The 26182-nt window shown below is 61.8% G+C and carries 26 protein-coding genes and 1 pseudogene; 12 read left to right on the top strand and 15 right to left on the bottom strand.

The features are described from left to right. Positions 1–133: 133 nt before the first annotated feature. Genes VW35_RS08000 through VW35_RS07970 form a run of 7 tightly spaced genes read right to left on the bottom strand, consistent with a single transcriptional unit; the run spans position 134 to position 7614 of the window. Positions 134–820, bottom strand: coding sequence for a hypothetical protein (locus VW35_RS08000; RefSeq protein ID WP_046142394.1), 687 nt, complete (start codon positions 818–820; stop codon positions 134–136). Next, complete coding sequence (locus tag VW35_RS07995; protein WP_046142393.1) at positions 820–1866, bottom strand: ABC transporter ATP-binding protein; 1047 nt, start codon at positions 1864–1866, stop codon at positions 820–822. Before VW35_RS07995 ends, VW35_RS08000 begins: the two co-directional genes overlap by 1 nt. 3 nt (positions 1867–1869) lie before the next feature. Then, positions 1870–2712 carry a carbohydrate ABC transporter permease gene (locus tag VW35_RS07990; RefSeq protein ID WP_046142392.1) on the bottom strand — a complete coding sequence of 281 codons (843 nt, stop codon included), beginning with the start codon at positions 2710–2712 and terminating at the stop codon, positions 1870–1872. Next, a complete protein-coding gene (locus VW35_RS07985) occupies positions 2702–3622 on the bottom strand; it encodes a carbohydrate ABC transporter permease (RefSeq protein WP_046142391.1) in 921 nt (306 codons plus the stop codon). Before VW35_RS07985 ends, VW35_RS07990 begins: the two co-directional genes overlap by 11 nt. A 55-nt stretch (positions 3623–3677) precedes the next feature. Then, a complete protein-coding gene (locus tag VW35_RS07980) occupies positions 3678–4949 on the bottom strand; it encodes an ABC transporter substrate-binding protein (RefSeq protein WP_046142390.1) in 1272 nt (423 codons plus the stop codon). A gap of 23 nt (positions 4950–4972) precedes the next feature. Further along, a complete protein-coding gene (locus VW35_RS07975; protein ID WP_046142389.1) occupies positions 4973–6586 on the bottom strand; it encodes an FAD-dependent oxidoreductase in 1614 nt (537 codons plus the stop codon). After that, positions 6583–7614 carry a LacI family DNA-binding transcriptional regulator gene (locus VW35_RS07970; RefSeq protein WP_046142388.1) on the bottom strand — a complete coding sequence of 344 codons (1032 nt, stop codon included), beginning with the start codon at positions 7612–7614 and terminating at the stop codon, positions 6583–6585. Before VW35_RS07970 ends, VW35_RS07975 begins: the two co-directional genes overlap by 4 nt. A gap of 223 nt (positions 7615–7837) precedes the next feature. On the opposite strand from VW35_RS07970, the gene VW35_RS07965 reads away from it, so the two are divergent. The 9 genes from VW35_RS07965 (at position 7838) to VW35_RS20525 (ending at position 16145) form a co-directional block, all read left to right on the top strand. Next, on the top strand, positions 7838–9043 hold the full coding sequence (locus tag VW35_RS07965) for an O-antigen ligase family protein (protein WP_046142387.1): 1206 nt from the start codon (positions 7838–7840) through the stop codon (positions 9041–9043). A gap of 171 nt (positions 9044–9214) precedes the next feature. Next, positions 9215–10252, top strand: coding sequence for a sulfate ABC transporter substrate-binding protein (locus VW35_RS07960; protein ID WP_425283755.1), 1038 nt, complete (start codon positions 9215–9217; stop codon positions 10250–10252). Between the two features lie 66 nt (positions 10253–10318). Continuing rightward, positions 10319–10543 carry a hypothetical protein gene (locus VW35_RS07955; RefSeq protein WP_046142385.1) on the top strand — a complete coding sequence of 75 codons (225 nt, stop codon included), beginning with the start codon at positions 10319–10321 and terminating at the stop codon, positions 10541–10543. A gap of 288 nt (positions 10544–10831) precedes the next feature. Beyond that, positions 10832–11668 carry a sulfate ABC transporter permease subunit CysT gene (gene cysT / locus VW35_RS07950; RefSeq protein WP_046142384.1) on the top strand — a complete coding sequence of 279 codons (837 nt, stop codon included), beginning with the start codon at positions 10832–10834 and terminating at the stop codon, positions 11666–11668. Next, entirely contained in the window at positions 11652–12521 is an 870-nt protein-coding gene (cysW, locus tag VW35_RS07945; protein WP_046142383.1) for a sulfate ABC transporter permease subunit CysW, read from the top strand. The genes cysT and cysW overlap by 17 nt, the downstream gene beginning before the upstream one ends. A gap of 11 nt (positions 12522–12532) precedes the next feature. Next, on the top strand, positions 12533–13564 hold the full coding sequence (locus VW35_RS07940; protein ID WP_046142382.1) for a sulfate/molybdate ABC transporter ATP-binding protein: 1032 nt from the start codon (positions 12533–12535) through the stop codon (positions 13562–13564). Between the two features lie 140 nt (positions 13565–13704). Beyond that, on the top strand, positions 13705–14583 hold the full coding sequence (gene exbB, locus VW35_RS07935; RefSeq protein WP_083982519.1) for a tonB-system energizer ExbB: 879 nt from the start codon (positions 13705–13707) through the stop codon (positions 14581–14583). A gap of 3 nt (positions 14584–14586) precedes the next feature. After that, positions 14587–15036, top strand: a complete 450-nt coding sequence (gene exbD, locus VW35_RS07930; RefSeq protein WP_046142381.1) for a TonB system transport protein ExbD — start codon at positions 14587–14589, stop codon at positions 15034–15036. After that, complete coding sequence (locus VW35_RS20525) at positions 15033–16145, top strand: energy transducer TonB family protein (protein WP_052951578.1); 1113 nt, start codon at positions 15033–15035, stop codon at positions 16143–16145. Before exbD ends, VW35_RS20525 begins: the two co-directional genes overlap by 4 nt. Before the next feature lie 66 nt (positions 16146–16211). Here the strand turns inward: VW35_RS20525 and VW35_RS07920 are convergent, their stop codons facing one another. Further along, on the bottom strand, positions 16212–17507 hold the full coding sequence (locus VW35_RS07920) for a PQQ-dependent sugar dehydrogenase (RefSeq protein WP_046142612.1): 1296 nt from the start codon (positions 17505–17507) through the stop codon (positions 16212–16214). Between the two features lie 111 nt (positions 17508–17618). Further along, positions 17619–18383 carry a sucrase ferredoxin gene (locus VW35_RS07915; protein ID WP_052951577.1) on the bottom strand — a complete coding sequence of 255 codons (765 nt, stop codon included), beginning with the start codon at positions 18381–18383 and terminating at the stop codon, positions 17619–17621. 320 nt (positions 18384–18703) lie between these two features. Between VW35_RS07915 and VW35_RS07910 the strand changes: the two genes are divergently transcribed. Further along, positions 18704–19021 carry a hypothetical protein gene (locus VW35_RS07910; protein WP_046142380.1) on the top strand — a complete coding sequence of 106 codons (318 nt, stop codon included), beginning with the start codon at positions 18704–18706 and terminating at the stop codon, positions 19019–19021. Between the two features lie 86 nt (positions 19022–19107). Beyond that, positions 19108–19359 (top strand): GlsB/YeaQ/YmgE family stress response membrane protein, encoded by a 252-nt coding sequence (locus VW35_RS07905; protein ID WP_046142379.1) that lies wholly within the window; start codon positions 19108–19110, stop codon positions 19357–19359. 172 nt (positions 19360–19531) lie between these two features. Here VW35_RS07905 and VW35_RS07900 read toward each other — a convergent pair whose 3' ends face one another. The 6 genes and pseudogenes from VW35_RS07900 to VW35_RS07875 form a co-directional block, all read right to left on the bottom strand. Further along, the gene (locus VW35_RS07900) at positions 19532–20314 is read right to left on the bottom strand and encodes a DUF1684 domain-containing protein (protein WP_046142378.1); all 783 of its coding nucleotides are present in this window, start codon (positions 20312–20314) and stop codon (positions 19532–19534) included. Further along, entirely contained in the window at positions 20311–21072 is a 762-nt protein-coding gene (locus tag VW35_RS07895; protein ID WP_046142377.1) for an ABC transporter ATP-binding protein, read from the bottom strand. Before VW35_RS07895 ends, VW35_RS07900 begins: the two co-directional genes overlap by 4 nt. After that, positions 21069–21878 carry an ATP-binding cassette domain-containing protein gene (locus VW35_RS07890; RefSeq protein WP_046142376.1) on the bottom strand — a complete coding sequence of 270 codons (810 nt, stop codon included), beginning with the start codon at positions 21876–21878 and terminating at the stop codon, positions 21069–21071. Before VW35_RS07890 ends, VW35_RS07895 begins: the two co-directional genes overlap by 4 nt. Next, on the bottom strand, positions 21875–22720 hold the full coding sequence (locus tag VW35_RS07885; protein ID WP_046142375.1) for an ABC transporter permease: 846 nt from the start codon (positions 22718–22720) through the stop codon (positions 21875–21877). The genes VW35_RS07890 and VW35_RS07885 overlap by 4 nt, the downstream gene beginning before the upstream one ends. Beyond that, positions 22717–23648, bottom strand: a pseudogene (locus VW35_RS07880) (ABC transporter permease). The gene VW35_RS07885 and the pseudogene VW35_RS07880 overlap by 4 nt, the downstream one beginning before the upstream one ends. A gap of 298 nt (positions 23649–23946) precedes the next feature. Further along, positions 23947–25431 carry an ABC transporter substrate-binding protein gene (locus tag VW35_RS07875; protein ID WP_046142374.1) on the bottom strand — a complete coding sequence of 495 codons (1485 nt, stop codon included), beginning with the start codon at positions 25429–25431 and terminating at the stop codon, positions 23947–23949. Positions 25432–25656: 225 nt separating this feature from the next. On the opposite strand from VW35_RS07875, the gene VW35_RS07870 reads away from it, so the two are divergent. Further along, the gene (locus tag VW35_RS07870) at positions 25657–26109 is read left to right on the top strand and encodes a hypothetical protein (RefSeq protein WP_046142373.1); all 453 of its coding nucleotides are present in this window, start codon (positions 25657–25659) and stop codon (positions 26107–26109) included. Positions 26110–26182 lie beyond the last annotated feature (73 nt).

Here is a 26182-nt window from a genome sequence, read left to right as displayed (position 1 = left end):
ACCAGCGGTAGTCTGCAATGACTTGCCTTAACGCAGCCACTTCGGGGCAAAGCGCGGATGGCGCAGGCCGTGCTCGAGGAGGACTTGCTCCTGCGAGGTCCTTGGCACGGCCTGCGCTTGTTCTGATTGAACCTTACGATCCCAGTCCGGCTACGATCGCCTTTACCGCGCTTTTCATGCTTGTTGGCGTATCGCCAGTAACGATTGCGCCGAGGAGGGGGGAGGCGATGCCGACCTCGCGCAACGCGACGGCGTCGCTTGGCGTCAGGGCGAGTTGGCTTGGGACGATGACGGGCACATCGACGGCGGCAACGATCTCGGCATAACGTCGAAGGTCTGCCGGGGTCATCGCTGTGCGATAGCGCTCGAAGGGCATGATCGAGGCTTCGATGATGCAGCCGGGGATAGCTGCGATTTTTGTCACGTCCTCGGGCGTGCTGGTCGACGCCAGAGCCGGCATTGGGCGGAGCTTCGATTGCAGCAGGTGCGGCTGCAGGTGATCGACATAGACGTTGAAGCCCTCGAAGCCGAGCGCGTGCAGAGCGTCCATCTCCTCGGCAGTCGGCACGGTTTCCTGGCCTGCCATGACTAAGAGGGGGCAACCGAGCTTTGCCAATTGTTCAAAGAATGGGCGCTCCTCGGCGAAGGAGCCGAAGGTCGTGCCGGTGGCGCGGTGATAGGCGTTAAGGTGGGTTTTGAGCGCATAGGCGCCGCCATCGAGCGCGGCTTTTGCAAGATCGAGGTCGTGCCGGGCGAGCGAAACGATGACGGGAAAGCTGCCGTCGGTGAGCTTTTGATAAAGTGGGGTCGTTGCGTACATCAGTTGATCCTCTGGCCGGTCGTGGCGTCGAAAAGATGGACCGCAGCGAGCTCTGGCAGGATGTGAATGGTTTCGCCGGGGCGGGCGGCGACGCGTTCGCGGAAGACGCCGGTGACGAGGTGTTCGCCAAGGGTCATGGTGACCTGGGTTTCAGAGCCCATCGGTTCGACCAGCGAGACCACGGCGGGAAGACCCTCCGGCGAAAGCTGAAAATGCTCGGGGCGGATTCCATAGCTGGCGGCGCCGGTCGCGGTGACGCCGGCGGGCAGGGGCAGAGTGACGCCGGCGGCCTTGAACTCGGCGCCTTCGATCGTGCCGCCCAAAATGTTCATGGCCGGCGAGCCGATAAAACCGGCGACAAAGAGATTGGCGGGGCGATCGTAGAGCTCCAATGGCGCGCCGATCTGTTCGACCTTGCCGGCATGCATCACGACGATGCGGTCAGCCATGGTCATGGCTTCGATCTGGTCGTGGGTCACATAAACGGTGGTAACTCCAAGGCGGTGGTGCAGCGCCTTGATCTCGCCGCGCATGACGACGCGCAGCTTGGCATCGAGATTGCTGAGCGGTTCATCGAACAGAAACACCTGCGGATTGCGCACGATGGCGCGGCCCATGGCGACGCGCTGGCGCTGGCCGCCGGACAGCTGACGGGGATAGCGATCGAGGAGGTGCGAGAGGTCAAGGATATCGGCGGCCCATTTAACGCGCTCGGCGATCTCGGCCTTCGATGCGCCGCGATGTTCAAGCGAAAAACCCATATTGGTCGCGACCGTCATATGGGGATAAAGCGCATAATTCTGGAACACCATGGCGATGTCCCGGTCCTTGGGCTCGAGATCGTTGACGACCCGATCCCCGATGCGAATGTCGCCCTTGGTGATGGTTTCAAGGCCGGCGATCATGCGGAGCAAGGTGGACTTGCCGCAGCCCGATGGTCCGACAAGGACGATGAATTCGCCATCGGCGATATCAACATCGATGCCATGGAGGATCTGGACGTCGCCATAGGTTTTTTTGACGGAATGGAGGGAGACGGGGGCCATGGATCAGCCTTTCAAACCGGTATGGGCGAGACCTTCGACGAACTGCTTCTGCGCAACGATGAAGACCAGGAGGACTGGGATGGCGGTCATGGTCGCGGCGGCGAGCTGGATATTCCACATGGCGCCGCCATAGGCGTCGGTGAACTGGGTCAGCGCCTGGGGCAGGGTGAACATCTGGGTCGAGGAGAGGAAAACGATGGGCTCGAGGTAGAGATTCCAAGAGTGGAGGAAGGTGAAGATCGCGACGGCGCCGAGCGCGGGCTTGGCGAGCGGGAGGGCGATGGTCCAGAAAATCTTGAACCGGCCGAGGCCATCGACGCGTGCGGCTTCTTCGAGTTCGCCTGGCAGGGCGATGAAAAACTGGCGCATGACGAAGGTGGCAAAGACCGAAGGCGCACCGAAGATCGGCACGAGGATCAGCGGCCAATGGGTGTTGATCATGCCCCAGCCCAAAAACATCTGAAAGAGCGGCACGATGGTGACTTCCGAGGGGATCAGGAGCCCGAGCAGCACGATCATGAAGATGGCATTGCTGAAGGGAAACTTGATCCGCGCGAAGGCATAGCCGGCCATCGAGGAGACGACCATGGTGCCCGCGGTGACGATGGCGGCGATATAGGCCGAGTTCCAATATTGCCGTGCGAAAGGCTGGAGTTCGAAGACCCGTTGATAGGTCGAGAAATCGAAGCGGCGCGGCCAGAGATCGGGCGGGAAGGCGAAGATGTCGCTGATCGGTTTGACCGAGGAGGTGATCATCCACCAGGTGGGGAACACGAAGGGGATGAGCAGCACGCACATCAACCCATAAAGGGCGACACGCAGCCGGGGGGAAAGGTCAGTTCTCATAGAAGACGATCCGCTTGCGCATCTGCCACTGGATGAAGGTGAGCACCGCGACGATCAGGAAAAGAAGAATGGAGAGCGTCGAGCCATAGCCGAAGAAATTGAACTGGAAGGCCTGCTGGTAGAGGTAATAGACCAGCACCGTGGTCGAGACGCCGGGGCCCCCTTTGGTGAGGATGGCGATCTGGGCAAAGACCTGCAGCGAGCCGACGATGGTGATGATCGAGGTAAGGAGGATCGTCGGCGAGATCATCGGCAGGGTGATGCGGCGGAATTGCTTGAAGGGGCTCGCGCCATCGACCCGTGCGGCTTCGTAGAGCTCCTTGGGCACGCCCTGAAGGGCGGCGAGGAACAGGATCATATTGAGCCCGACATTCTTGAAGACCTGCACCACGACGACCGAAATCATTGCGGTGGTCGGGGTGCGCAGCCAATTGGGGCCCTCGATGCCAAAGACAGCGAGGATGCCATTGATGCCGCCATTGGCCTGCAGCAGAAAACTCCAGACGATGGTCCAGGCGACGAGCGAGACCACGACCGGCGAGAAGAACAGCGTGCGGAAGACGACGATGCCTTTGAGCTTTTGGTCGAGCAGCACGGCTAGAAGCAGCGCCAGACTGAGGTTGAGGACGACGAGACCGGCTGAGAAAATGGCGGAGGCGAGCAGCACTGGCGGCAGGTTCGGGTCGCGCAGCAGCATCTGGTAGTTGGCGTCGCCGACAAAGGTGAAGGTGCTCGCCAGTACGTTCCACTCGTGCATCGAATAGTAAAAGACGAGCCCGAGCGGGACCAGCACGAAGGTGATGATGCCCAGGGTCTGCGGCGCAATGAAAAGGAAACCCGCGGCCGCGTCTTTCCGGGCGATGGTCCAGAAGGGGCGTTTTTGGTTTGGGGCGGCGCTGTGATCGGTCATTTCGCCTCGGTGATCGAAGAAAGCTCCCCGACGCAAAGCCGGGGAGCGGATGGGTTCAGCGCATCAGGAGCGGGCTGACGCCCTGGCAGACGCTGGCGAGCACGGCGGGCACATCGGCATCGGCCACCCAGAGGCCATCGAGCGACGCCCGGATGGTCTGCTGGATCTGGGCGAAGTTGGTGTGACCGGCGATCACCTTGCCGTTCGAGATACCGGCAATGACGACGTTTTCGATCTGCTCAGGGGCAAGCAGCGGATTGGTCTTGCCGAGGGTTTCAGCGTTGAGGAGGCTTGCGCGGGCCGGCGGGAAGAACTGGGCCAGCTTTTCGCTGTTTTCCGGATTGGTCATGTAACCGAGGAATTCGACGGCAACATCGGTGTTCGGACGATTGGCGAAGGCGCCGACGGCGGCCTGGCCGATCACCGAATAGGCGCCGGCCGGACCTTCCGGCAGCGGCACCAGATCCCAATCGAACGGATCATCCTTGGGAAGGAGCGAGGCGCGCGAAATCTGGGTGATGGTCATGGCCGCGTCGCCGGCAAAGAAGTCGACATTTTCGCCGGGGCCGGGGAGGGCGCCATCGACGAAGATGGCCTGATGAAGGCGGGTCATGGCGTCGACCATCGGCTGTTCAGTAAAGCCGCAGGTCTTGCCGTCTTCGCTCCAGGCATTGGCGCCCCAGCCGCGCCAGAAGGCGGTCAGGTTCTGCCAGGTCTGATAATTGAAGTCGCGGATGACGAGGCCATCCTTGCCATTGTCAGCGACAGCCTTGGCGGTAGCCAGCGCGTTGTCCCAAGTCCATTCGCCCGCGGCGATAAGTTCAGCTGGGGTTTTGGCGCCGGCTGCCGTCACCAGATCATTGTTGACGAAAACGGCGAAGGGCGACGTCGAGAACGGATAGGCGTACAGCTGGCTATCGCGCGTCCAAAGGGCCGTTGCAGCTTCCGTTACATCAGCGAGGTCGTAGCCTTCGGTATTGGTGAAGGCTTCGGTCAAAGGCGCGAGTGCCCCGGAATTGACGAAGTCGGCGGCGCTGGTTTCAAAAATCCAGGCGAGATCAGGCGGGTTGCCGCCGGCGATCTGGGTGGTCAGCGTCGTCGTATAGTTTTCGAACGGCAGCGGCTCGAAGGTGACGGACACATTGGGGTGCGTGGCCTTAAAGCCCTCGGCGATCTCGTTGAACAGCGCCAGATGCGCCTCGTTGGCGCTCCAGATGGTCATGCGCAGATTGACTGCGTCCTGCGCCCAGGCGACGCCGCCCCAGGCGAGAGGCAGAAGAATGCCGGCTGAAGCCGCCGTGGCTTTGAGCATTGCAAGTCTGGTCATCTTTTCCTCCGTTGATGAGCCGATCAGTAGCCGCGCACGTCCGGCCAGCGGATTTCGACGCCGGCGCGGTAGAGCTGAGCCTGAAAATCTTCGAGTTTGCCGTCATCGGCCTGCACCTGGTGCGGGGTCAGACCATGGTTGAGGCAGTGCGCGGCGAGCATGCCGGCGACTTCGCCCACGTTCCATTCGACCGGGTGCAGGCGATAACAGCCATTGGTGATGTGCGTGGTGCCGAGGTTTTTGCCCGCCGGCAGCAGGTTCTTCACCCGGCGCGGCAACAGCGCGCCGAGCGGGATTTCAAAGGGAGCGGATTCGACGTCGACATAGTTGTCGCCACCGGTCGAGGGGTGGAGGTCGATGCGATACATGCCGATGCCGACGCTGTCGCGATAGCTCTTGGAGAGGCTATTGCCATGCACAGTCATCGACACGTCCTGCTCGACGATGCGCGTGACGGGCAGGATGCGGCGGCTCTCGCGGATATAGGGCGCCATGGCAAGGCCATGGTCGGTGCCGGTGACGTCACCGCGGAGGCGCAGGCCCGGGAAGCCCTGGCCGCCATCAAGGCGCGGAGCTTCGGTCTGGAGCCAATAGAAGACCGAATAGGAGAGATCGGCAGCTGCCTTGAGGTGCTTGGCCTTTTCCTCTTCGGAAACGTCGATGATCGTGCCTTCCATATAGTCGATCATCGGCCAGTTCACGAGGCAGATGTCGGACTGGTAGGCACCGGGCTGGAAATTGCGGCGCGCGGCGATGCGGCGGAAGGTCCAGAGATTGCCGTCGCCCGCATTGCGGCGCTGGTCGGCATCGACCAGCAGCGGATCATCGTCAGGATTGGGCGTGAAGGAGCGTTCGGTGATTTCGAGCGTGCGTGGATGCGGCGCCTTGAAGCCGAGGAGCGGTCCGCCCCAAAATTCAGGCTGATATTTGCGCCAGAAATCGTAATTTTCCGGCTTGTCGATGGTCTGGTCACCATCGACGTGATCGATGGCAAAACACACGGACACGGCCTGCACGTTATCGGGCTGCGCATGATCGGGGGCGCTGGGTTCGCCGGTATCGGACTGGGCCTCAAAACCCTTGGCATATTCGGTGCCGGTCAGCGGCAGGAGATCACCGAGTTCGGTCGCGTCGATCACGTAGGGCGCTGAGCAGACAATTTCGCGCCCGCTATCGCGATGGCGGAGGGTTATCGAACGCACCGTGTCGCCATCGACATCGGCGGCCACGGGGCGGTAGGGCTGCAGGACGGTCAGCTTACCGCCGCCGCGCCAGGGCGCGAGCATGGCTTCGAGCACGGCAAGGCCGACGCGCGGCTCGGCACACAAGCGGCTGACCCAGCCGGCGCCGGGATTGAGATCCCCCCAGGCGCGGCTTTCCGCGGTCAGCGGATAGTTGTCACGATAATACTGGCGGATGCCGCGGCGCAGTTGCTGATAGGAGCGGGTGACGCCGAATTGCTCGACCCAGGAATGCTCGTCGGGCGGCACGGCCTGGCTCGTCAATTGGCCGCCGATCCAGTCGAATTCCTCACTCATGATGACGGTGCGGCCCGAGCGCAATGCGCCGAGGGCTGCAGCGACGCCACCGAGCCCGCCACCAACGATGAGAATGTCTGCGTGAAGCTCTTTGGTCATGTGTTCCGAACGTGTTGGGTAGAAACAGGGCCGAGGGTTTCCCCCTCGACGATGGCGCAATCGAGCAGCACCTGCTCGACCGGGGCGTCATTCTCCACGCGCCGCACCAGCATTTCGGTGGCGGCGCGGCCCATGGCCTCGCGGGGAATGGAGAAGGACGTAAAGCGGCGACCGTGTTCTTCGGCACGGATGTGATTGCCAAGAACGACGATCGAGAGATCGCCGGGAACGCTGATGCCACGATGACGCGCCACGGCATCGACAGCGATGGCATCGGCCAATTCAGTGAAGAAAACGCAGGTGGCGCCAGCTGCGAGCAGCGCATCGAGCGTTTCGCCCGGCGGTTGCCCGACGGCATATTGGGTATGGACGAGCTCTGCGCCCTTCAGAGCCGGCTCGAAGCCGAGCCAGCGATCAACGGTCGATTCAGCGCCCTCAATAAGGCCCATATAGGCAATGCGCCGGTGACCCATTGCTTTGGCGCGCCCGACAAGTGAGGCTGTTGCCGCAACGTAACCGCCACCGACATAGGGCACAGGTCCGTCGGCGTCGTCACGGCGGCCGACGGCGACGAAGGGGAAGTCGCCCGCGACAAGACGGGTCAGTTCGTCCCGATCGAATTGGCGGCCAAGAATGATGCAGCCATCAGCGAGCCTCAGGCGAACGTTGTCGCCAAAAATTCGTCTCTTCACGCCAGCACCGGTGAGCAGCAGCAGGTCATAGCCCAGCTCCTGTGCCGCCTCCTCGATGCCAAGGAGAAATGGGGTGAAAAAGTCCGCCTGGGCAGAGGGGAAGGCCGGCTCGTAGGTGAAGACGCCGAGTATCCGGTTGAGCCCCTTAACCATCCGGCGCGCGACGGGATCAGCGACATAGCCCGTTTCGCGGATCACCTTCTGCACACGGTCTCGCGTCTCGGGAGGTATGCGGTTGGCGTTTTCGGGCGAGCCATTGAGCACAAAAGAGACCGTTGCCTGACTCACGCCGGCAAGCCTTGCGATGTCCTTTTGTGTCAGTCGCTTGGTCGCCAAGCCACCCTCCCGAAAGCTGCTAATGCGTATTAGCGCTGATACGTATTAGCGGGTTAGTAGCGTCGAGGCAAGCGAGATTCTCGCTGTTAAACATATTCAATTTGGGGCAGGGTGGCGGGGCACATGCGGTCACACGGCGCAAGTAATGTATGATGTGGTCGAGCAATGGGCAGACGACTGACGAGCGCTTGCTACGGGGGTGGCTAAAGGCTAGTCAACGCGCATGTCAGATACATTCCGTCCATTCTTCGTCATCATCGCTCTCATCGCGATTCTCGCGATGGCACCTGTGGCTCCTGAAGCGGGCAATATTCTCTTTCTGACTATTGGTCTTGCTTCCATTCTCTTCATGTTTCGTCATGCGGGAAGTGCATTTCGCAGGCCGATTGTATGGGGGATTTTGCTCGGACTGCTCCTTGTCGCGATCGCCTATGTTGTGGGCTCCGGAACATTTCAGGGCCTTATCGGCATCGTCTACTTCGCGCCGCTCTTTGCGATATGGCCGCTCATGGCGATGGGTCACCAGCCTCGGGCGGATGAAACTGCTGCGGGCCTGATGGGGGTCCTGGCCCTGAGCGGTGTTGCCGGCGCTGCAGCTCTTGGCATCAGCGATGTTGCTGCGACCGGCACCACCCGAGCCGGAGGGATTGTTGCCAATCCCATTCACTACGCCGACGTTGCCTTGCTCGCAGGGGCCTTTTCGGTTGCCGGCTTTCTCTTCGTTCGCTCGCCTTGGCGGTTCTTGTTTCTCTTTGGCCCAGCTTTTGCGGCGGTGGCCGTGACGCTTTCTGGTACGCGGGGCGCGATGGTCGCAATGGCTCTCATGTTGTTCGCCGGTTGGCTGACGATGGCGTTAAAGAGGCTGGTCAGTTTCAAGGTTTCCGCACTTGTCATCGTCGGTCTGGCGATAGTCACGGGCTTAGCCGTTTGGCTGGGCGCGAGCCAGTTGTCGGGTGTGCAGCGCGTTCTGACAGACATCGGATCGACTTTGAGCTCGGGTTTGCCGACGGACGATTCAACGTCGATCCGGCTCCAAATGTATCTCGGCGGCCTGCGGGCGTTTCTTGAATCGCCGATTTTTGGACAGGGGCCGCTCGATTTCGTCGCTGTCGCCGATAGCTTGGCTGACGTGCCGTTCGGCGGCGCGCCGCATCTTCACAACGACCTTGCCGATTTTGCTGCAAGTGCGGGTGTGCTTGGTTTGGTTGCCTATGGGCTTTTCATGGCGGCGCCTATTCTTGAGGTTTTGAGGCTTCCGGACAGTCAGAACAGGTCACGCCTTCTGGTGTTGGCGGTGACGCTGGTCACCGGCTTTTTCACCATGGGCCTTACCAATGCCATGTTCGGCATCCTGACGCTGACAAGCTGTTATGCAGGCATTTGCATTGTGATTGGCGTTCTTGCAGACGACATTTCTGCGCAGAGTTGAGATCCAGACCCTCGCAAAGAAGGCGGAGTCTTCGGCATTCTGGCGCGACATTGTTGCTGGAAAGCTCGGCAATTCCTAGGTCAATAGTATAATTTTCTCCTTGCTCATCGCGTCAAGCAAGCCTTAACCTTTTCAAACCCGACCAGATTGATAGAGTTTGTGTCGCTAGACATGAGGGAGGCTCCGATGAGACGGACAGCCAGGATTTTTGCTTACGCCGCGCTTGCTGCTTCGCTTGCGGTCGGGTTTTCCATCACTGCGCAGGCGCAGGACAAGACGCTGATCAACGTGTCTTACGACCCGACGCGCGAGCTTTACCGGGATTACAATGAAGCTTTTGCCAAATACTGGCAGCAGACCAAGGGCGAATCCGTTGCCATTCAGGTAACACATGGAGGGTCCGGATCGCAGGCTCGCACCGTTATCGATGGTCTTGAGGCCGATGTGGTTACCCTCGCGCTCGAGAGCGATATCAATGCCATTGCCGATGCCGGACTGATCCCGCAAGATTGGCGCGGCAAGCTCGAAAACAACAGCGCGCCTTACACTTCAACGATCGTGTTTCTGGTGCGCAAGGGCAACCCCAAAGGCATCAAGGATTGGGGCGATCTCGTTGGCGATGGTGTCGAGGTCATCACGCCCAATCCCAAGACCTCGGGTGGGGCGCGATGGAATTTCCTCGCCGCCTGGGCCTGGGCGCGGAATGCCAATGGCGGGGACGATGCCAGGGCGCAGGAATTCGTCGCCAGTCTTTATAAGCATGTCCCGGTGCTCGACACGGGTGCGCGTGGTTCGACCACCACATTCGTTCAGCGCGGCATCGGTGACGTGCTCTTGGCCTGGGAAAACGAGGCTTATCTTGCGCTTGAGGAACTTGGGCCGGATGCCTTTGATATCGTGACGCCGTCCGTCTCGATCCTCGCCGAGCCTCCGGTGGCGCTCGTTCCCGGAAATGCGGAAAAGAAGGGCAACCTTGAAGTGGCGCAGGCCTATCTCGAATATCTTTATTCCGATGTCGGTCAGGCGATTGCCGCCAAGCATTATTATCGCCCGTTCCGTCCCCAAGCTGCCGCAGCGGAAGACATTGCCCGCTTTGGCGACGTCAATCTCGTGACCATTGAGGATTTTGGTGGGTGGCGCGAGGCTCAACCAAAGTTCTTCGGCGACGGTGGCGTGTTCGACCAGATCTACGCCGGTCCTACGCAGTGATCCAACGCCTGCCGGCTGCGAGGCCGGTAGGCGCCCCGCTAAAAGCTGCAAAAGCAGGAGAAGACGATGGTGCATTTCTTTGGCATTTTCAGTCCCGGCGCGCTGGCCCGAAGCGTTGCGGATGAAGCTCCGGCCAAGGCTAGTTTCTTTGGTGGCCGCTCGAGGGACGAGCGGGATATGACCTCGATGACGCAAGTCGAGCCCGATGCCAGTTTGACTATCAGGCCACAGAATGGGGCTCAGGCGCTTCCGGAAAATTCGCTGCCATCTTCTTTGGCCGCCCTTTCTTAGGGCTTGAGGCTGCTCGATATACCAGTCTTTCAATGATCCCGTGACGGCAACTCTTTGCTTGCCATGGGCTAACGTTGCGCTTCTCCGCAATCGCATTCGACTTGCCGGCATTTGCGTGAAACGAATTTCTATCTTTGCAGTCAATGTCGCCCCGCCTTCGCCTTGCGAAACGCGACTTAAACGATAGAGTTGGCGCGAATTCTGGGCCCTTTCTATGAACCGACCCGTACTGCGCCAGACCGGATGCACCACTAACCGTTTTGGCGCGTTCTGCCCGGAGGAGGCAGCATGATGCGCTTCCGCCAGCCAAGCGTCATTCCCGGCTTTGGGCTGACCCTTGGTTTCACCATTGCCTATTTCTCGCTGATCATCCTCGTGCCGCTCATCGCGCTGGTGCTCCGTTCCGCCGGAATCGGCTGGTCCGGGTTCTGGGCCGCAGCGCTTGATCCGCGTGTGCTTGCGGCTCTCCGCACGAGCTTTGTGACGGCTCTCATTGCGGCGGCGATCAATGTCGTTTTCGGCACGCTGATCGCCTGGGTGTTGGTGCGCTATCGCTTCCCCGGCCGCCGCATATTCGATGCCATGGTCGATCTGCCTTTTGCTCTGCCGACTGCTGTAGCGGGCATTTCGCTTACTGCGATCTATGCGCCGAACGGGATTATCGGCCAGCTGGTGGCGCCGCTTGGCTGGCGCATCGCCTATACGCCGATTGGTATCACCATCGCCATGATCTTCATCGGGCTGCCGTTCGTCGTGCGCACCATCCAGCCGATCCTTGAAGAGGTGAGCAAGGAGGTCGAGGAAGCCTCGGCCACTTTGGGGGCAAGCCGCTTCCAGACGATCTCGCGCGTTCTGCTGCCGAGCCTGACGCCTGCCATTCTCACCGGCTTTGCCCTCGCCTTTGCGCGGGCAGTAGGCGAATACGGCTCGGTAATCTTCATCGCCGGGAATATTCCGTTCGTCTCGGAAATCGCGCCCTTGCTGATCGTCATCCGGCTTGAGGAATTCAACTATCAAGGGGCTGCGGTCATCGCCACGGTGATGCTCGTCATCTCCTTCCTCATGCTTTTTGTGCTCAATCTCATCCAGGCCTGGAGCCGGCGGAGGTATGGCTATGGCAGCTAAGTCGCGCCATCTTGCTTCGCCAACAAGTGAACCTGCGTCGGTCCGATGGATGCTGATCCTTGTCGGGCTTGCCTTCATGGCGCTGTTCATCGTGTTGCCGGTGATCGCCGTATTTTCCGAAGCGTTTCGGCAGGGGCTCGGCGCTTATTGGGAGTCGCTGCACAATGCCGATGCGCAATCGGCGATCCGCCTGACACTGATGGTGGCGGCGATCGCCGTGCCTCTCAACGTCGTCTTCGGCGTCTGCGCCTCCTGGGCCATCGCCAAGTTCGAGTTCAAGGGCAAAGCCTTCCTGATTACCCTGATCGACCTGCCATTTTCCGTATCGCCGGTGATTTCGGGCCTCGTTTACGTCCTGCTTTTTGGGTCGGGCAGCATCCTGGGGCCTTGGCTCAAATCCTACGGCATCGAAATCCTCTTTGCCGTTCCAGGGATCGTTCTGGCGACGATTTTCGTGACCTTTCCCTTTGTGGCGCGTGAACTCATCCCGCTGATGCAGGATCAGGGGAGCGGTGACGAAGAAGCAGCGCTCTCTCTCGGCGCTTCCGGCTGGCAAACGTTCTGGCGCGTCACGCTGCCCAATATCCGCTGGGGCCTTCTCTATGGCGTCTTGCTTTGCAATGCGCGCGCCATGGGCGAGTTCGGCGCGGTCGCCGTAGTCTCCGGCAAAATCCGGGGCCAGACCACAACCATGCCGCTGCAGGTCGAGATGTTCTACAACGAATATCAAGGCACGGCGGCTTTTGCGCTGGCGTCGCTGCTCGCCATGCTGGCGCTCGTAACCCTCGTTCTCAAGACAGCGCTGGAATGGCGGTTCGGTGACGAACTCGCTGCCACCGGCCGCGGCCACTGACTGGACCATAAATGGAAGTACGCGTTCAAAACGTCCGCAAGGAATTCGACCGGTTTCCGGCGCTGCACGATGTGTCGCTCGATATCGCCTCGGGCGAACTCATCGCGCTTCTCGGTCCATCGGGATCGGGCAAGACCACGCTCTTGCGCCTCATCGCCGGGCTCGAGCGGCCGACGGCGGGCAAGATTTTCTTTGGCAACGAAGATGCCTCGGAAAAGACCGTGCAGGAGCGCAATATCGGCTTCGTCTTCCAGCATTACGCACTGTTCCGGCACATGACAATTTTGGAGAACGTCTCGTTCGGGCTCGAGGTGCGGCCGCGGGCAACGCGCCCGCCCAAGGCGGAGATCCGCCGCCGGGCTCGTGAACTGCTCGATCTCGTGCAGCTTTCCGGCCTTGAAAAGCGCTATCCGAGCCAGCTTTCGGGCGGCCAGCGGCAGCGCGTTGCTCTCGCCCGGGCCTTGGCCATCGAGCCACGCGTGCTTTTGCTCGACGAACCCTTTGGCGCGCTTGATGCACAGGTGCGGCGCGAGCTGCGCAAATGGCTGCGCGAAATCCATGATCGCACGGGCCACACGACAGTGTTTGTGACGCACGACCAAGAAGAGGCCCTGGAATTGGCCGATCGCCTCTGCGTCATGAGCCAGGGCAAGATCGAGCAGGTCGGCACGCCGGACACGGTCTATGACACGCCGCAATCGCCGTTCGTCTTCGGCTTTATCGGCGAATCGAGCGCCTTGCCGGTGACGATCGAAAACGGCGACATTCGGCTCGAGGGACGATCGATCGGGGTGTCGACATCCGAGCCGAACGGTTCGGCCCAGCTTTATTTCCGCCCGCACGACATCGAGCTGATTGAAAGCGACGCAGCCCTGAGCGGTCACGTGGTCACCAGCCGGCGCGTAGGTGGGACGCGGCGAGTGGAGCTCGACATTGGCGGGGCGCATCGGGTGGAAATCGATCTGCCTTTCGATCATCCGGCAGCCGAGCGAAGCCAGATCGTTTTCAGGCCCCGGCGCTGGACTCTCTTTCCCGACCGTTGACGTCCAGCGAGTCAGTTGATTTGTTGACTTCTTTCGTCATCTTTATTAGTCAGGCGGCATCGTGCATATGCGATGCTGCCGCGGTGATAGTTTTCCGACGCCGGCGGCAGTAGGGTGCTCCTGCCAGGGAACGAAGCCGGATGACTGAATTTCTGCTCAACAAGGGCCAGGCGCTCGCGCTCTTCGCCTTCGTCACCGTGTCTGCGTCCTTTTTTCCGGCAGTCGCCCAAGAGGACGTGACGCCGCCGGCGGTTCCTTTTGATGCGCCTGCGACCGAGGTCGACCTGCCCATGGTTGAGACAGGCTTTGCCGGACATGATCTTTCGCCTTGGGGGATGTTTCTGGCGGCTGACTATGTCGTCAAAGCCGTGATGATCGGGCTTTTGTCCGCTTCGGTCGTCACGCTGATCATCTGGGTTGCCAAAAGCCTGCAATTGTCCGGTGCGCGCGCTAGGGCCAACCGGGCTCTTCGCGACGTGCTCAAGGCCGAAAGTCTCGAAACCGCTGCGACGACCATGGCGGGCAGGCGCGGACTTGGAGCGGCGCTGGTTCAGGCAGCAACCGAGGAAATGGCGGCATCTCAAGACCTGATCGGGCATGTCGATCCGAGCGGCATCAAGGAACGTGTCTCCTCACGGCTCAACCGGATCGAGGTTGCTGCGGGGCGCCGGATTTCGCGTAGCCTCGGGGTTTTGGCGTCAGTCGGTTCCGTGGGGCCGTTCGTGGGACTTTTTGGCACAGTCTGGGGCATCATGAATGCCTTTGTCGGCATCGCCGAGACGCAGACGACCAACCTTGCTGTCGTGGCGCCGGGCATCGCCGAGGCGCTGCTGGCGACCGCGTTTGGGCTCGTCGCGGCTATACCGGCCGTGGTGATCTACAATGCCTTTGCGCGCTCGGTGACGGGCTATCGCCAGTTGCTCACCGATGTGTCGGCGGGGATCGAGCGGCTCGTGAGCCGTGATCTCGACCGCGTGGCGCTTAATTCCAATGGTTCGACCGCTAGGGCGGCGGAATAGGCCATGGCTGGGCGGATCAAGGACGGCGGCGGCGACGATCTCGAGATCAATCACGAGATCAATGTAACGCCCTTTATCGACGTCATGCTGGTGCTACTGATCATCTTCATGGTGGCGGCGCCCTTGGCGACGGTCGATGTCAATGTCGACCTGCCGGTGTCGAACGCGACGCCGGCGCCGCGGCCGGATGAGCCACTGTTCGTGACGCTCAAGGGCGACTTGTCGCTGGCCGTCGACAATGATGTGGTGGCGCGCGAGGCGTTGCAGGCCCAGCTCGATGCGGTGACCGAGGGTGATCGCGAGACGCGCGTTTTTTTGCGAGCTGACCAAGAGGTCGCATATGGCGAGCTAATGGCGATGATGAACCTCTTGCGCGAGGCGGGCTATGTGCGCATCGCGCTGGTGGGTCTGGAAAGCGCCAATGGCGTCGCGGCGCCCGCGGCCGCGCAATGACGCGGATCGGCGACAGTTTTAGTCCCGAAGATTTTTTGCGCACCACGCGGGGCGAACTGGCGCTATGGGTGACGGCGAGCGTGATCGTGCTGTCCGGGATTGGCTCTGGCGTCTGGGCCTATCAACGGTTCGTGCCGCAGGCGGAACCAGCGGGTGAGCCGGCTGGAGCGATAACGGTAGAATTTGCTGAGTTCGTGACCTCGCCGGCCGAGGAAGAGCTCGACATTGCCGAGGGTGCACCGTCGGCGGCTTCGGAGGCGATGCCCGAGACTGAGGCAGAGCCGGACGCCGAGGCAGAGCCAGAGGAAGATCCGGTGGCCGAGGAACGGCCCGCGGAAGAGCCGCCGACGGAGGTCGAACAGACACCGCCAGTGACTGAGGAGCCGCCGCCAGTGGCGGAACCGCAGCCCAAGCCAGTTGCGCGTCCGGCTGCGATTGAAACAACGCCTGAACCAGAGCCGGCGCCTGTCGAGGCGACAGAGCCAGTGATCGAAGTGCCCGAAGTGGACGTTCCGGAACCGGCGGTGGTGATCGAACGGCAGGCCGAAGTGCCGACTGAAGCTGAGCCGGCCGAGGAGCCGGTTGTCGAGGCGGTCGAGCCTGAGCCTGAGCCGGTTGACCCGAACCTGCCGATGCCTGTGTCGATGCCGCAGCGGATTGCCGACATTCGCGCCGAAACGCCGCCGACGACGTTTACGCCGCCACCGCGGAAAACGGCGCCGCCGCCGTCAGCGGCGAACGTTGCGGCAGCGCCGAAACCGGCGGCCGAGAAGGCAGAGCAGGTCGCAGCGCCGCAGCAGGCTGTTTCGGCGGAGCCGAGCGCATCGCAAATCCAGAGCTGGCAGCAGAGCGTGTTGCGCCATCTTGCCCGACGGCAGCGCAACCCCAATGAAGGCCGGCGCGGTCAAGGTGGCGTCGTGTTGCTGCAGTTCCGCATCGATGCCAGCGGGCGGGTGCAATCGGTCAGCATTGCGCAATCGAGCGGATTTCCAGTGCTCGATCAGGCCGCGACCGACCTTGCCTGGGCCAGTTCACCGGTGCCGGCGCCGCCGGCTGGGCAGGAAAAATTCCCGATCGTCATTCCGCTGGAATATCGCGGCAATCGCTAGCGGCTTTAGTGAACCAGCCAACCCCGGCAGAGCCGAGGTTGGAAGAGTTGCGCAGAGATGGGTCGATCAGGCACCGGTGACGCGCCAGATGACGTCGCCGACGTCGTCGGCCATGAGGATGGATTTGTCGGCGGCTACCGCGACGCCGACAGGGCGACCGTAGGAGTATTTCTCGTCGGCGGAGAGAAAGCCTGTGAGGATGTCGCGCGGCAGGCCGGTGGGCTTGCCGTTTTCGAAGCCGACGAAGGTCAGCTTGTAGCCGGAAAGCTTGCTGCGGTTCCAGGAGCCATGCTGGCCGATGGCCATGCCGGCGGGGAAGCCGGGCAGGGTGCCTTCAGGAATCCAGGCAAGGCCCAGCGAGGCAGTGTGGCCGCCGAGGGCGAAGTCGGGGTGGTCCTGCTTCGAGGCGGGGTGCGCCGGGCTCTGCGGCACGCGATCATCGACGACGCCCCAATAGGAATAGGGCCAGCCATAAAAGCCGCCGTCGCGGACTGAGGTGAGGTAGTCGGGCGGCGTTTCATCGCCCAGGCCATCGCGCTCGTTGACGACGGTATAGAGCGTTTGCGTCGTCGGCTCCCAGGCCATGCCGACGGGATTGCGGAGGCCGGCGCCATAAATCCGCGAGGTGCCGGTGGCGATGTCATACTCGTGGATGCAGGCGCGGTTTTCTTCAGCCTTCATCCCGGCATCCCCGATATTGCTGAGCGAGCCGACGGCGACATAAATCTTAGTACCGTCTTTGCTGGCGATGAGGTTGCGCGTCCAGTGGCCGCCCGGCACGAGCTCCATGAGCTTCTTGCCGGGCGTCGTGATCTTCGTCGCAGCGGGATCGTAGGGGTAGGCTAGCAGCGCATCGCTGGCGCCGACATAGAGCGTTGACCCGATGAGGACCATGCCATAGGGCTGGCGGACGTTTTCGATGTAAGCGTGGCGCACTTCGGCAACGCCGTCGCCGTCGGCGTCGCGCAGCAGGGTGACGCGATTGGGGCTCGTGCCTGAAGCGCGGGCGCGTTCCATCGTCACCGACATGGCGTGATCGAAAAGCGAACTTGGCTTTCCCGATTCACCCATGGATTCGGCGACAAGCACATCCCCATTGGGCAGCACATAAACCTGGCGCGGGTGATCGAGCCCTTTGGCGAAGGCGTTGACCTTGAGGCCTGCGGCAGCGGTCGGCTTGTGATCGCCTTCCCAGCCTTTTGCCGTCGGCATTTTCAGCGTCGGGATGGCCCCCTGGGCCTTCGCCTCCGGGATCTTGGGCGCTGCGCCATAGACGGGTGGCTTGCTCTCGCCACCGTGACGGAGCGCTACGGCGACACCACCAATGGCGGCAACGACCTGGGCGAAAATGGAATTGCTCATCGCAGCATCTCGAATGACATGTATGGAACCGACGCGGGCCATCTTATTAGCACGGCGACCGACGCGGGAAAGACCTAATCCCGGCTCAAATCCAATTTGCTGCGAGACAATTTAAGAGGCGGATGTCGCCTCGATATCATCGAGCACCCAGCGTGGGGTGATCTTGCCCTCGCCACGGGAAGCGATGTCGCAATTGCCCTGGACAAAGAAATCCTGAGCGCGAAGGCGAATACTGAGAACCGCGCCGGGCAATGTCGCCTCCACCCATAGCTGGTCGACCGAATTCGCAGTCCTTGGCTTGGCTTCGAGGATCGGGGATGTCGTTGGCAAGCCATGATCGACGGCCCATCGCATGGCTGCCAGCTCAGCCACCTGTGCCGCTTCGGGCGCGTCGGCGCGACCGCGATATGCTTCCAAGTAAATCTCGCCGTTTCCAATTGCATCGAGAAAGGGAACCGCGTCATCCGGCCTCATCCGCCCGTAGCGCTGGCGTGAAGGCAAGACCATCAGCGATGCGGCGAACCGGCAGCCGCCGATATGAGTGGCCTGCACGACGTTGATCCGCTCCGGATCGGCCGCAGCGACAAGCGCCTTGTAGGTCGCAAATCCATGACGGGCGCAGCAGGCGTCGCGGCGGCTATCGGTGCAGCAAAGGATTGTCGTGCGTGTTTCCTGCGCGCCCGCAAACATCTCGCCACGAGTATAGGATCGAACCGCCGCCACCAGCTCCTCGTCGCTGTCGAAGCGGGAGGAAACATTTTCCGGCATGGCGTGGAGCGTCGGCAAGCTTCTGGGTGCTTCGACTTTATCGACCAGCGCAACATGGATGTCAGCGTCATTGGCCGCGCCCAGCGCGTCGGTCAGTGCCGGCGACATGCCAATCGATTCCCATTTCGGCGTTCGCCATTTTCCGCGTGGCCATGCCAGCAGCAGAGCACGTTTTGGCGCATTCCCCAGGCCTGCCAGAGGTTCGCCGCGCTCAAGGCACAGCGCGCTACAAAAGGTATGTTGATGCATGACGCAGCCTGGGAGAACCGATCTGGCCGTTTTTTAATATGACTAAGAACATCCGCTTTTGACTAGCAAAGGCGGGGGGCGCCTTCAAGCCATTCCGATCCGTCAAGCTGCGCATAGCCTGCGAAACGCGGAATTTACCGCTCTTGGCTAGGCTAGCCTTATGGAGCGGGGAGGGTTCCATGATGCGGACACTGCAAGTTGTCGCTGTGCTTGGCTTTTTTACGCTGCTCGGATGCAGCTCAGAAGAGCCGCCCCTGATTACCGGCGGCCCAACTGTGACCCAGGCCATCGACGCCATGCTCGGGAATGGCCGCATCCTGCAGCGCGATGTCACTATTCGGCGCGACCGCGTCCGGCTCGAAGCCACTGGCTGCGCCAAGCACCCCAATGGTGTCGTGACCTGCCGCGTGCGTCTTTATTCGATCGATCGAGGCTGGTCGGCACCCAGCATGGGCCGGTTCACCGAAGCCGGCGGGGCCTGGATCTTCGACTTCTGACTGTCGCTTGCGCGCAACCGTTTTGTTCACAAGGCGTTTAATCAGGCGCCTCGGGTCGGGGCGATCCAAACAGTGGGGTTTACGATATGGGTGACGCAGGTATCGGCTGGATTGCAGCCATCATCATCGGCGGTTTGGCAGGTTGGATCGCATCCAACATCATGAAGACCAATACCGGACTTTTTCTAAACATCGTGCTCGGCATCGTCGGCGCGGCGATCGCCAGTTTCCTCTTCGGGATCATCGGCATCTCGTTCGGTGGCTGGATTGGCTACCTGATCGCGGGGCTCGTCGGTGCGTGTATTCTTATTGCCTTGGTGCGCGCGATAAGGCGCTAGAACCGCGAGAAAGTTTTTGGAAAGGTCGGCAGGGATGCCGGCCTTTTTTTGTTACCTGTGCCATCTCGAACCCCACCCAACCTCTCCCTGATAGGGGGGGCGTATCGAGTTTGTTGCGTTGCCCGCGAGCCACCGCAGATCCCTCTCCCTACCAGGGGGAGGCTACCAGGGGTTAGTCGTGCAGCCGCTTTTCGCCGGCCTCGATGCGGATGGGGAGGACGTTTTCGGCGGGCGGCAGGGGGCAGACGGCGTGCTCGGTGAAGGCGCAGGGCGGATTTATCGCCTTGTTGAAGTCGAGGACGATAGTCTTGTCCGTCACGTCTTCGCCGAAGACGAAGCGGCAGGCGGCGTAGGTCGAATCCTTGGACGTCTGGTCGCGAATGACGAATTGGGGCGCTTCCGGCGTGCCATGGGTGGCGAGCAGTTCATATGTGACGCCATCGCGGGTGAAGACGGCTTTGTGGGTTGCTTCGACATCGGTGGGGATCGACTTGGAGGTGTCGATGGTCAGGCCCTTGGCGGTTTCGAGCTCTACCCAATCGGCGACGATGCGCCAGGTAGGGTCGAGCGGAAAGTATTCGAGCGGCTGCAGCTTTTCTGGGGCGTCCGACGTGGTGTCGCGGACGCGGAGGGCGTTTTCGCCGTTGAGGGTTGTTACCTCAAGGAGGAGATTGCCAGCGGTGAAGCGGGGCGGATTGTATTTGGAGAGTTCGAGAACCTGCGGGGCGCCGTCTTCGGGCGTGTAAGTCACCTGGCCATCGGCGTCCTGCGTGAGGCTGCCGATATGCGAGGGGCCGGACGAGAGGATGATGTCATTGTCGGCGGCGCTGCCGACGGCGACGGTGCCTTCGGCGAGCCAGACGCGGGCGATGATGTTGAGCCAGCCGTTCGGGGCTTTGAGGGCGGCGAGGCGCTTTGCCTGCCACTCGGCATATTCGGTTGCGTAGTCGGTCATGATGAAATCTCGTTGACGGTGAGGCGCGGCACACTGGCAAGCAGACGCTGCGTATAGGGGTGCTGAGGGTTCTTAAGGATTTCGGCGGTCTCGCCGTGTTCGACGATCCGGCCTTTTTCGATGATGACGATGCGGCGGCAGAGGGCTGCGACGACGCCGATATCGTGGGAAACGAAAAGCAGGGTCATCTCGGCGCTGAGACGGGCGAGGAGATCGACGATGCGAGTGCGTGTGGTGAGATCAAGTGCGCTGACCGCTTCATCGGCGAGGAGAAAGCGCGGACGGGCGACGATGGCGCGGGCGATGGCAATGCGCTGGCGCTGGCCGCCCGAGAACTGATGCGAATAGCGGGTGGCGGCGTCGCGATCGAGGCCAACGGCTTCCAGGGCGTCTGCGACCATCTGGCGGTGGTCGCCGTCGATCTTCAGAGAGCGGAGCGGCTCGGCGATGATCGAAAAGATGGTTTGGCGCGGATCGAGGGAAGAATAGGGATCCTGGAAGACGATCTGCGCCTGGCGCCGGAATTGGCGCATAAAGGCGCGGTTGCCGGTGTCGAGGGTTTGGCCATCAAAGGTGATGCTGCCGCGATCCGGGCGGGCGAGGCCGAGGAGGAGGCGGAGGAGCGTGGTCTTGCCCGAGCCGCTTTCGCCGACGAGGCCAACGGTGTCGCCGGGGGCGATATCGAGGTTGATGTCGCTCAGGATTTGTCGATTGGCGCTATAGCCGAAATCGACGTTCTGGACCTGGATGAGGGTCATGGCGTGCCCTCCAAGGCCCGATCGAAACTGCGCGCGGCGGCCAGAAGGCTTTTGGTGTAATCGTGCTGTGGATTGCCGAAAACGTTGGCGACGCTGCCCGCTTCGACGGCCTCGCCCTGGCGGAGGACGACGACGCGGCTGACGGTGTTGGCGACGACGGGGAGGTCGTGGCTGATGAAGAGGAGCGCCATGTTGCGCTCACGCACGAGGCGGTCGATCAGCGCGAGGATTTCGGCCTGGGTGGTCACGTCGAGTGCGGTGGTGGGCTCGTCGGCAATCAAGAGGTCTGGCTTGCAGGCGAGGGCCATGGCGATGGCGATGCGCTGGCGCTGGCCGCCCGAAAGTTCGTGGGGATAAGCGCGGGCGATGCGCGGCGGATCGGGCAGGGCGACTTCGGTGAGAAGCGCGAGGACGGCTTGATCGAGGGCTTCGCTATGGAGCGGCTGGCCGTCGCGCTTGGCGCGGCGGGCGAGGGGTTCGGCGACCTGTTTGCCGACGCGCATGAGTGGGTCGAGCGCGGTCAGCGGTTCCTGGAAAACGATGGCGGCGGCGGTGCCGCGGAGCGTGTTGAGCTGGCGCTCGGGGGCGCCGATGACCTCGGTCCCGGCAAGGATGGCGGAGCCGCTGGCGCGGAGGCCGGCGGGGAGGAGGCCGGTGGCGGCGAGGGCGGTAAGGGACTTACCGGAGCCCGATTCGCCGATGAGGCCAAGTCGCTCGCCCTTTTCGAGGGAGAAGGAGAGGCCGTGGATCAGCGTTTTGCCGCCGGTCGAGACGGAAAGATTTTTGAGCGTGAGGAGAGAGGTCACCGGGAGCGCCTCGTGGGGTCGATGGCGTCGCGGAGGCCGTCGGCGAGGAGATTGACGCCGATGGCGAGGGAGACAAGGGCTATGCCGGGGGCGATGGCGCCGAGGGGGGCGGTATAGACCGTGCCCTGTGCCTCTTGCAGGATGCGGCCCCAGGAGGCGTTGGGCGGCGGCGCGCCAAGGCCGAGATAGGAGAGAGACGCTTCGGCAATGACGGCGAGGCCGAATTGCAGGGCGAAATTGACCGCGAGGGTCGGCCAGATATTGGGGAGAATATGGATGGCGACGATTTTCGGCCAGCTACTGCCCGAGGTCCGGGCGGCGGTGATGTAGTCCATCACCAGCACGCGCTTGGCGAGAATGCGGGTAAGGCGCGCGACGATGGCTGAGAGCGCGATGCCAAGCGCGATGATAGCCGACCATAGATTGGCTGTGTCGCTGGCGGCAACGACCAGCATGGCGATGAGGAGCGTCGGGAAGGCGATGAGGATATCGAGCGTGGCGGCGAGGGCGTCGTCGAGCCAGCGCGTGGCGAAGGCGGCCAGAATGCCGAGGGTGACGCCGATGGCGGCGCCAATTGCGACGGCGCCGAGGCCGACGGTGAGGGCGATGCGGCTGCCGATCATCATCTGGGTGAAGAGATCGCGGCCGAGCCTATCGGTGCCAACCCAGTGGAGAAAGCTAGGGCCTTCGAGACGACCGCCGGCCATGGCGGTCGGGTCATAGGGCAGCCAGACGAGGCTCAGGAGGCCGGCGAAGACGTGGAGTCCGACGAGAATAAGGCCGGCCCAGAGGATGAGCGGGCGACGCTGGCGCTGGGGGGCGGCGACGATTTCGGTTGTCATGCGCGGGCGCTCCCGGTTGAGCGGAGGCGCGGATCGATCAGGCGCTGGGCGATGTCGGCGGCAAAGCCTATGAGGAGGACAAGGAGCGTCGAGATGAAAAGGACGCCCTGCACATTGGGATAATCGCGCTGCTGGATGGCGAGGAGCAGCATGGAGCCGAGGCCTGGCAGCGAGAAAACGCGCTCGATGACAACGGCGCCGAGGAAGGTGCTGGCGAGTTCGATGCCGAGAATGGAAATCACCGGCACAGCGCCGTTGCGGAGGCCATGGCGGATCAGCGCTTCGGGGAAACTGGCACCGAGGGCGCGGGCGGTGCGCAGGTATCGCTGCCGAGCACGTCGAGCGTCGCGGCGCGGACATAACGGAGGAGCGAGGCGCCCATGACGAGGCCGATGGTGAGGGCGGGCAAGATCATGCCGGTGATGGCTTCGTCGAAATTGGCCCAGCCCTTGAGGGGGAAGCCGCCGGAGGGGAGCCAGCGCAAATTGATGGAAAAGAGTGTGACCAGCAGGATGCCCACCCAGAAGACGGGGATGGCGATGCCGAGCTGAGAGATGACCGAGATGGCCGTCCCGTACCATTTTTCGGAGCGGACGGCGGCGAGGATGCCCAAGGGGACGGCGAGGATCAGCGCGATCAAGAAGCCCAGGAAAGTCAGCGGCAGGGTGACCGACATGCGGTTGCCGATTTCTTCCAGCACCGAGGCACGGCTGACAAAGGAGGTGCCGAGATCGAGCCGGGCGATATTGCCAAGGAAGCTGACGAATTGCACGGCGAGAGGCTGATCGGAGCCGACCTGGGCGCGCGCGGCGGCGATCTGCTGCTCGGTGGCGCCGACGCCGAGAAGGGCATTGGCGGGATCGCCGGGAAGAAGGCGCAGGAGCACGAAGAGAACCACCGCTGCGACGAAGAGCGAAGCGAGAAGGATCAGCGTGCGGCGGAGGAGGTAGACGAGAATGGGGAGATTCCTTGCGCGGTATCGGGCGCAATATTAGCGGGGGCGGGAAAGCAAAGCCACCGGCTGTTGGGCCGGTGGGAAGTGTTTGATGGGAATGGTGAGTGACCCCCACCTAGCCTCCCCCTGGGAGGGGGAGGGATTTTTCGAGTTTGTCTCGGCTGCGTCGCTTACCATACACTCGGTGTCATCCCCGCGCAGGCGGGTATCCATCTTGAGATCTCAGGATGGGCCCCGGCTTTCGCCTGGGTGACAACCTGTGGGTGAGAAATCACTCAGCCTTCTGAATGTCGTAGGCGAAGAACTGAGAGTTCAGGCCGTTGACGGGGTAGCCGGTGACGTTGGCGGCGGAGACGACGATCTGGGGGTAGAGGTAGAGCCAGTTGCTGGCCGCGTCTTCAGCAATCAGCTTGTTGGCTTCGGTCAGTTTTTCGGTCTGTTCGGCTTCGGTGGCGGCGGATTCGGAGTCAGCGATCAGCTTGACGACGTCGGGGTTGTTGTAGCCCCAGTAGAAGTCCGGGTTGCCGTAGAAGACGATGTCGCGGTGGTTGACGTGTTCCTGCAGAGTCGCCTGGAAATCGTGGGCCTGGTAGACCTTGGTGTACCATTCATTGGCGGTGATGATGTTGATATTCACCTTGACGCCGATCTTGGCATATTCGGACTGCAGGAACTGCGCGACGATCGGATGGGGATCGTAGTCCGGGGTGTCGAGGGTGAATTCAAAGCCATCGGGATAGCCGGCTTCGGCAAGGAGGGCCTTGGCGCTTTCGACGTCGTAGGCATCGACGCTGGTGAGATCGACATACCATGGGTCGGTCGGCGGCACGAAGGAGCCGATCAGTGTGCCATATTCGCCCCAGATGGAGTTGAGGAGGCGGGCCTTATCGGTAGCGCGCGCGAGCGCCTTGCGGACCTTAACGTTGTCGAAGGGGGCGACGCGGTCGTTGTAAGCCAGGATTTCCTTGGTTGTGGAGGCGCCTTCGGTGACCGTGTAGGCCGAATTGCCCTGGAACTGGGCAAGCGAATCCGGGCTCTGGACCGAGGTGATGATGTCGACGGCGTTGGTGAGCAGCGCGTTATTGAGCGCGGTGGCGTCGGTGAAATAGGTGTAGATCACTTCGCCATTGGTCGGGGCATCGCCCCAATAGGCGTCGTTGCGCTCGAGCGCGAGGGCCGAACCGCGGCGCCATTCGCCGAGCGTATAGGGGCCGGTGCCGTCTTCGGTGGCGGTGATATCGGTAGCGGCGTCGTTGACGATCCAAACATAGGAGAGATTGTAGGGCAGCGAGATCGAGCGCGCCGAGAGGGTGATCACGACCGTCTGGTCGTCGGGCGTTTCGATGCCGGTGATGGTCGAAAGGCTCTTCTTGCGCGAGCTCTTCGAAGCCTCGGCGGTGACGCGCTCGATGGAATATTTCACATCGGCTGCGGTCAGCGGATCGCCGGAATGGAAGGTGACGCCGGGCTTGAGCTTGAAGGTGTAGGTCAGGCCGTCTTCGCTCGTTTCATAGCTGTCGACGAGCTTGGGTTCGACGGAGCCGGCATCGGTCAGCTCGAACAGGGCTTCGTAGACATTGCCATTAAAAGCTTCGTTGATGCCCTGGCCGGCGCCGGCGGTGTTGTCGAGGTTCTGGGGCTCGTAGAGCGAGCCGATGCGAATGGTGGCATCGGCATTGTATTCCTGCGCAAAGGCTGCGGCGGGCAGGGTGACGCCAGCCAAAAGAGCGGCGACGAGGAGGGTTTTGGTGGTCATGAGACGCTCCGAAAAAGGGCTGGCGGGCAGATTAGGGCGTGGCCCGAAATATCTCTATCTGCGCAGTCGACAATCTTGTGCCGAGGGTTCCGTCGATGAGGTATTTTCTACTCTCGGAACGGTGCGAAACAAAACGCCATTTCACTTAGGCGTCACGACAGCTGCGCTCAGGGTTTCCACTATTGTAAAATCTCCCTAAGATTGCACTGTTTTGTCGGGGCAGTGATGATCGAAGAAGACGACCAGCGCGGTTTTGGGGAACAGCCCATGGCGCGGTTCGATGCCGCGACCGACATGCGCGTCGCCTTCTATCGCTTCGCTTTGCAGAGCTACGGATATCGCTGCGCAATCAGTGGCTTGGGCTTCGATCCCCAAGATAAGAATCTGCTTGAAAAGCTCGAGGTGGTGCTGATCCATCCGCGTGAATTCGGCGGCGAATTGGAGATCGGCAACGTGCTGGTGCTCGAATCGCGGATCGCGCAACTTTTTTCGACTGGCGTGGTGAGCGTCGCAGAGGACGGCACGGTGCTGGTCGCCCAGTCGGGTGAGTTACCGGCTGAATTAGAAGATGCGGTGAAGCCAGGGGCAGAGTTGTTTTTGGCTGATGATCCGCTCCTATGGCCGAACGCCAAAAACCTGCAGTTTCATCGACTTACCATTGCGCGCTACGGCGCTTAGCGTCTTCGCTTAGCTGTGTGAAATCGTGGCGACAGCTGGTCTTTTGACCGCCGTGGGTGCAGGTTGGGGCAAA

The organism is Devosia soli (assembly GCF_000970455.1).
Classification (GTDB): Bacteria; Pseudomonadota; Alphaproteobacteria; order Rhizobiales; family Devosiaceae; genus Devosia; species Devosia soli.
Note: the sequence above shows the minus strand (reverse complement) of the source record. Positions and strands in the feature narration are given on the sequence as shown.

Coding starts and splice junctions, on each gene's coding strand:
- VW35_RS07905 (WP_046142379.1), top strand. CDS start 19,108: ATGGGTGACGCAGGTATCGGCTGGATTGCAGCCATCATCATCGGCGGT.
- VW35_RS07965 (WP_046142387.1), top strand. CDS start 7,838: ATGTCAGATACATTCCGTCCATTCTTCGTCATCATCGCTCTCATCGCG.
- VW35_RS07920 (WP_046142612.1), bottom strand. CDS start 17,507: ATGAGCAATTCCATTTTCGCCCAGGTCGTTGCCGCCATTGGTGGTGTC.
- VW35_RS07870 (WP_046142373.1), top strand. CDS start 25,657: ATGATCGAAGAAGACGACCAGCGCGGTTTTGGGGAACAGCCCATGGCG.
- VW35_RS07990 (WP_046142392.1), bottom strand. CDS start 2,712: ATGAGAACTGACCTTTCCCCCCGGCTGCGTGTCGCCCTTTATGGGTTG.
- VW35_RS07995 (WP_046142393.1), bottom strand. CDS start 1,866: ATGGCCCCCGTCTCCCTCCATTCCGTCAAAAAAACCTATGGCGACGTC.
- VW35_RS07915 (WP_052951577.1), bottom strand. CDS start 18,383: ATGTCGCCGGCACTGACCGACGCGCTGGGCGCGGCCAATGACGCTGAC.
- VW35_RS07895 (WP_046142377.1), bottom strand. CDS start 21,072: ATGACCCTCATCCAGGTCCAGAACGTCGATTTCGGCTATAGCGCCAAT.
- exbD (WP_046142381.1), top strand. CDS start 14,587: ATGGCTGGGCGGATCAAGGACGGCGGCGGCGACGATCTCGAGATCAAT.
- VW35_RS07900 (WP_046142378.1), bottom strand. CDS start 20,314: ATGACCGACTACGCAACCGAATATGCCGAGTGGCAGGCAAAGCGCCTC.
- VW35_RS07940 (WP_046142382.1), top strand. CDS start 12,533: ATGGAAGTACGCGTTCAAAACGTCCGCAAGGAATTCGACCGGTTTCCG.
- VW35_RS08000 (WP_046142394.1), bottom strand. CDS start 820: ATGTACGCAACGACCCCACTTTATCAAAAGCTCACCGACGGCAGCTTT.
- VW35_RS07960 (WP_425283755.1), top strand. CDS start 9,215: ATGAGGGAGGCTCCGATGAGACGGACAGCCAGGATTTTTGCTTACGCC.
- VW35_RS07875 (WP_046142374.1), bottom strand. CDS start 25,431: ATGACCACCAAAACCCTCCTCGTCGCCGCTCTTTTGGCTGGCGTCACC.
- VW35_RS20525 (WP_052951578.1), top strand. CDS start 15,033: ATGACGCGGATCGGCGACAGTTTTAGTCCCGAAGATTTTTTGCGCACC.
- VW35_RS07955 (WP_046142385.1), top strand. CDS start 10,319: ATGGTGCATTTCTTTGGCATTTTCAGTCCCGGCGCGCTGGCCCGAAGC.
- VW35_RS07985 (WP_046142391.1), bottom strand. CDS start 3,622: ATGACCGATCACAGCGCCGCCCCAAACCAAAAACGCCCCTTCTGGACC.
- VW35_RS07910 (WP_046142380.1), top strand. CDS start 18,704: ATGATGCGGACACTGCAAGTTGTCGCTGTGCTTGGCTTTTTTACGCTG.
- VW35_RS07975 (WP_046142389.1), bottom strand. CDS start 6,586: ATGACCAAAGAGCTTCACGCAGACATTCTCATCGTTGGTGGCGGGCTC.
- cysT (WP_046142384.1), top strand. CDS start 10,832: ATGATGCGCTTCCGCCAGCCAAGCGTCATTCCCGGCTTTGGGCTGACC.
- VW35_RS07885 (WP_046142375.1), bottom strand. CDS start 22,720: ATGACAACCGAAATCGTCGCCGCCCCCCAGCGCCAGCGTCGCCCGCTC.
- VW35_RS07980 (WP_046142390.1), bottom strand. CDS start 4,949: ATGACCAGACTTGCAATGCTCAAAGCCACGGCGGCTTCAGCCGGCATT.
- exbB (WP_083982519.1), top strand. CDS start 13,705: ATGACTGAATTTCTGCTCAACAAGGGCCAGGCGCTCGCGCTCTTCGCC.
- cysW (WP_046142383.1), top strand. CDS start 11,652: ATGGCTATGGCAGCTAAGTCGCGCCATCTTGCTTCGCCAACAAGTGAA.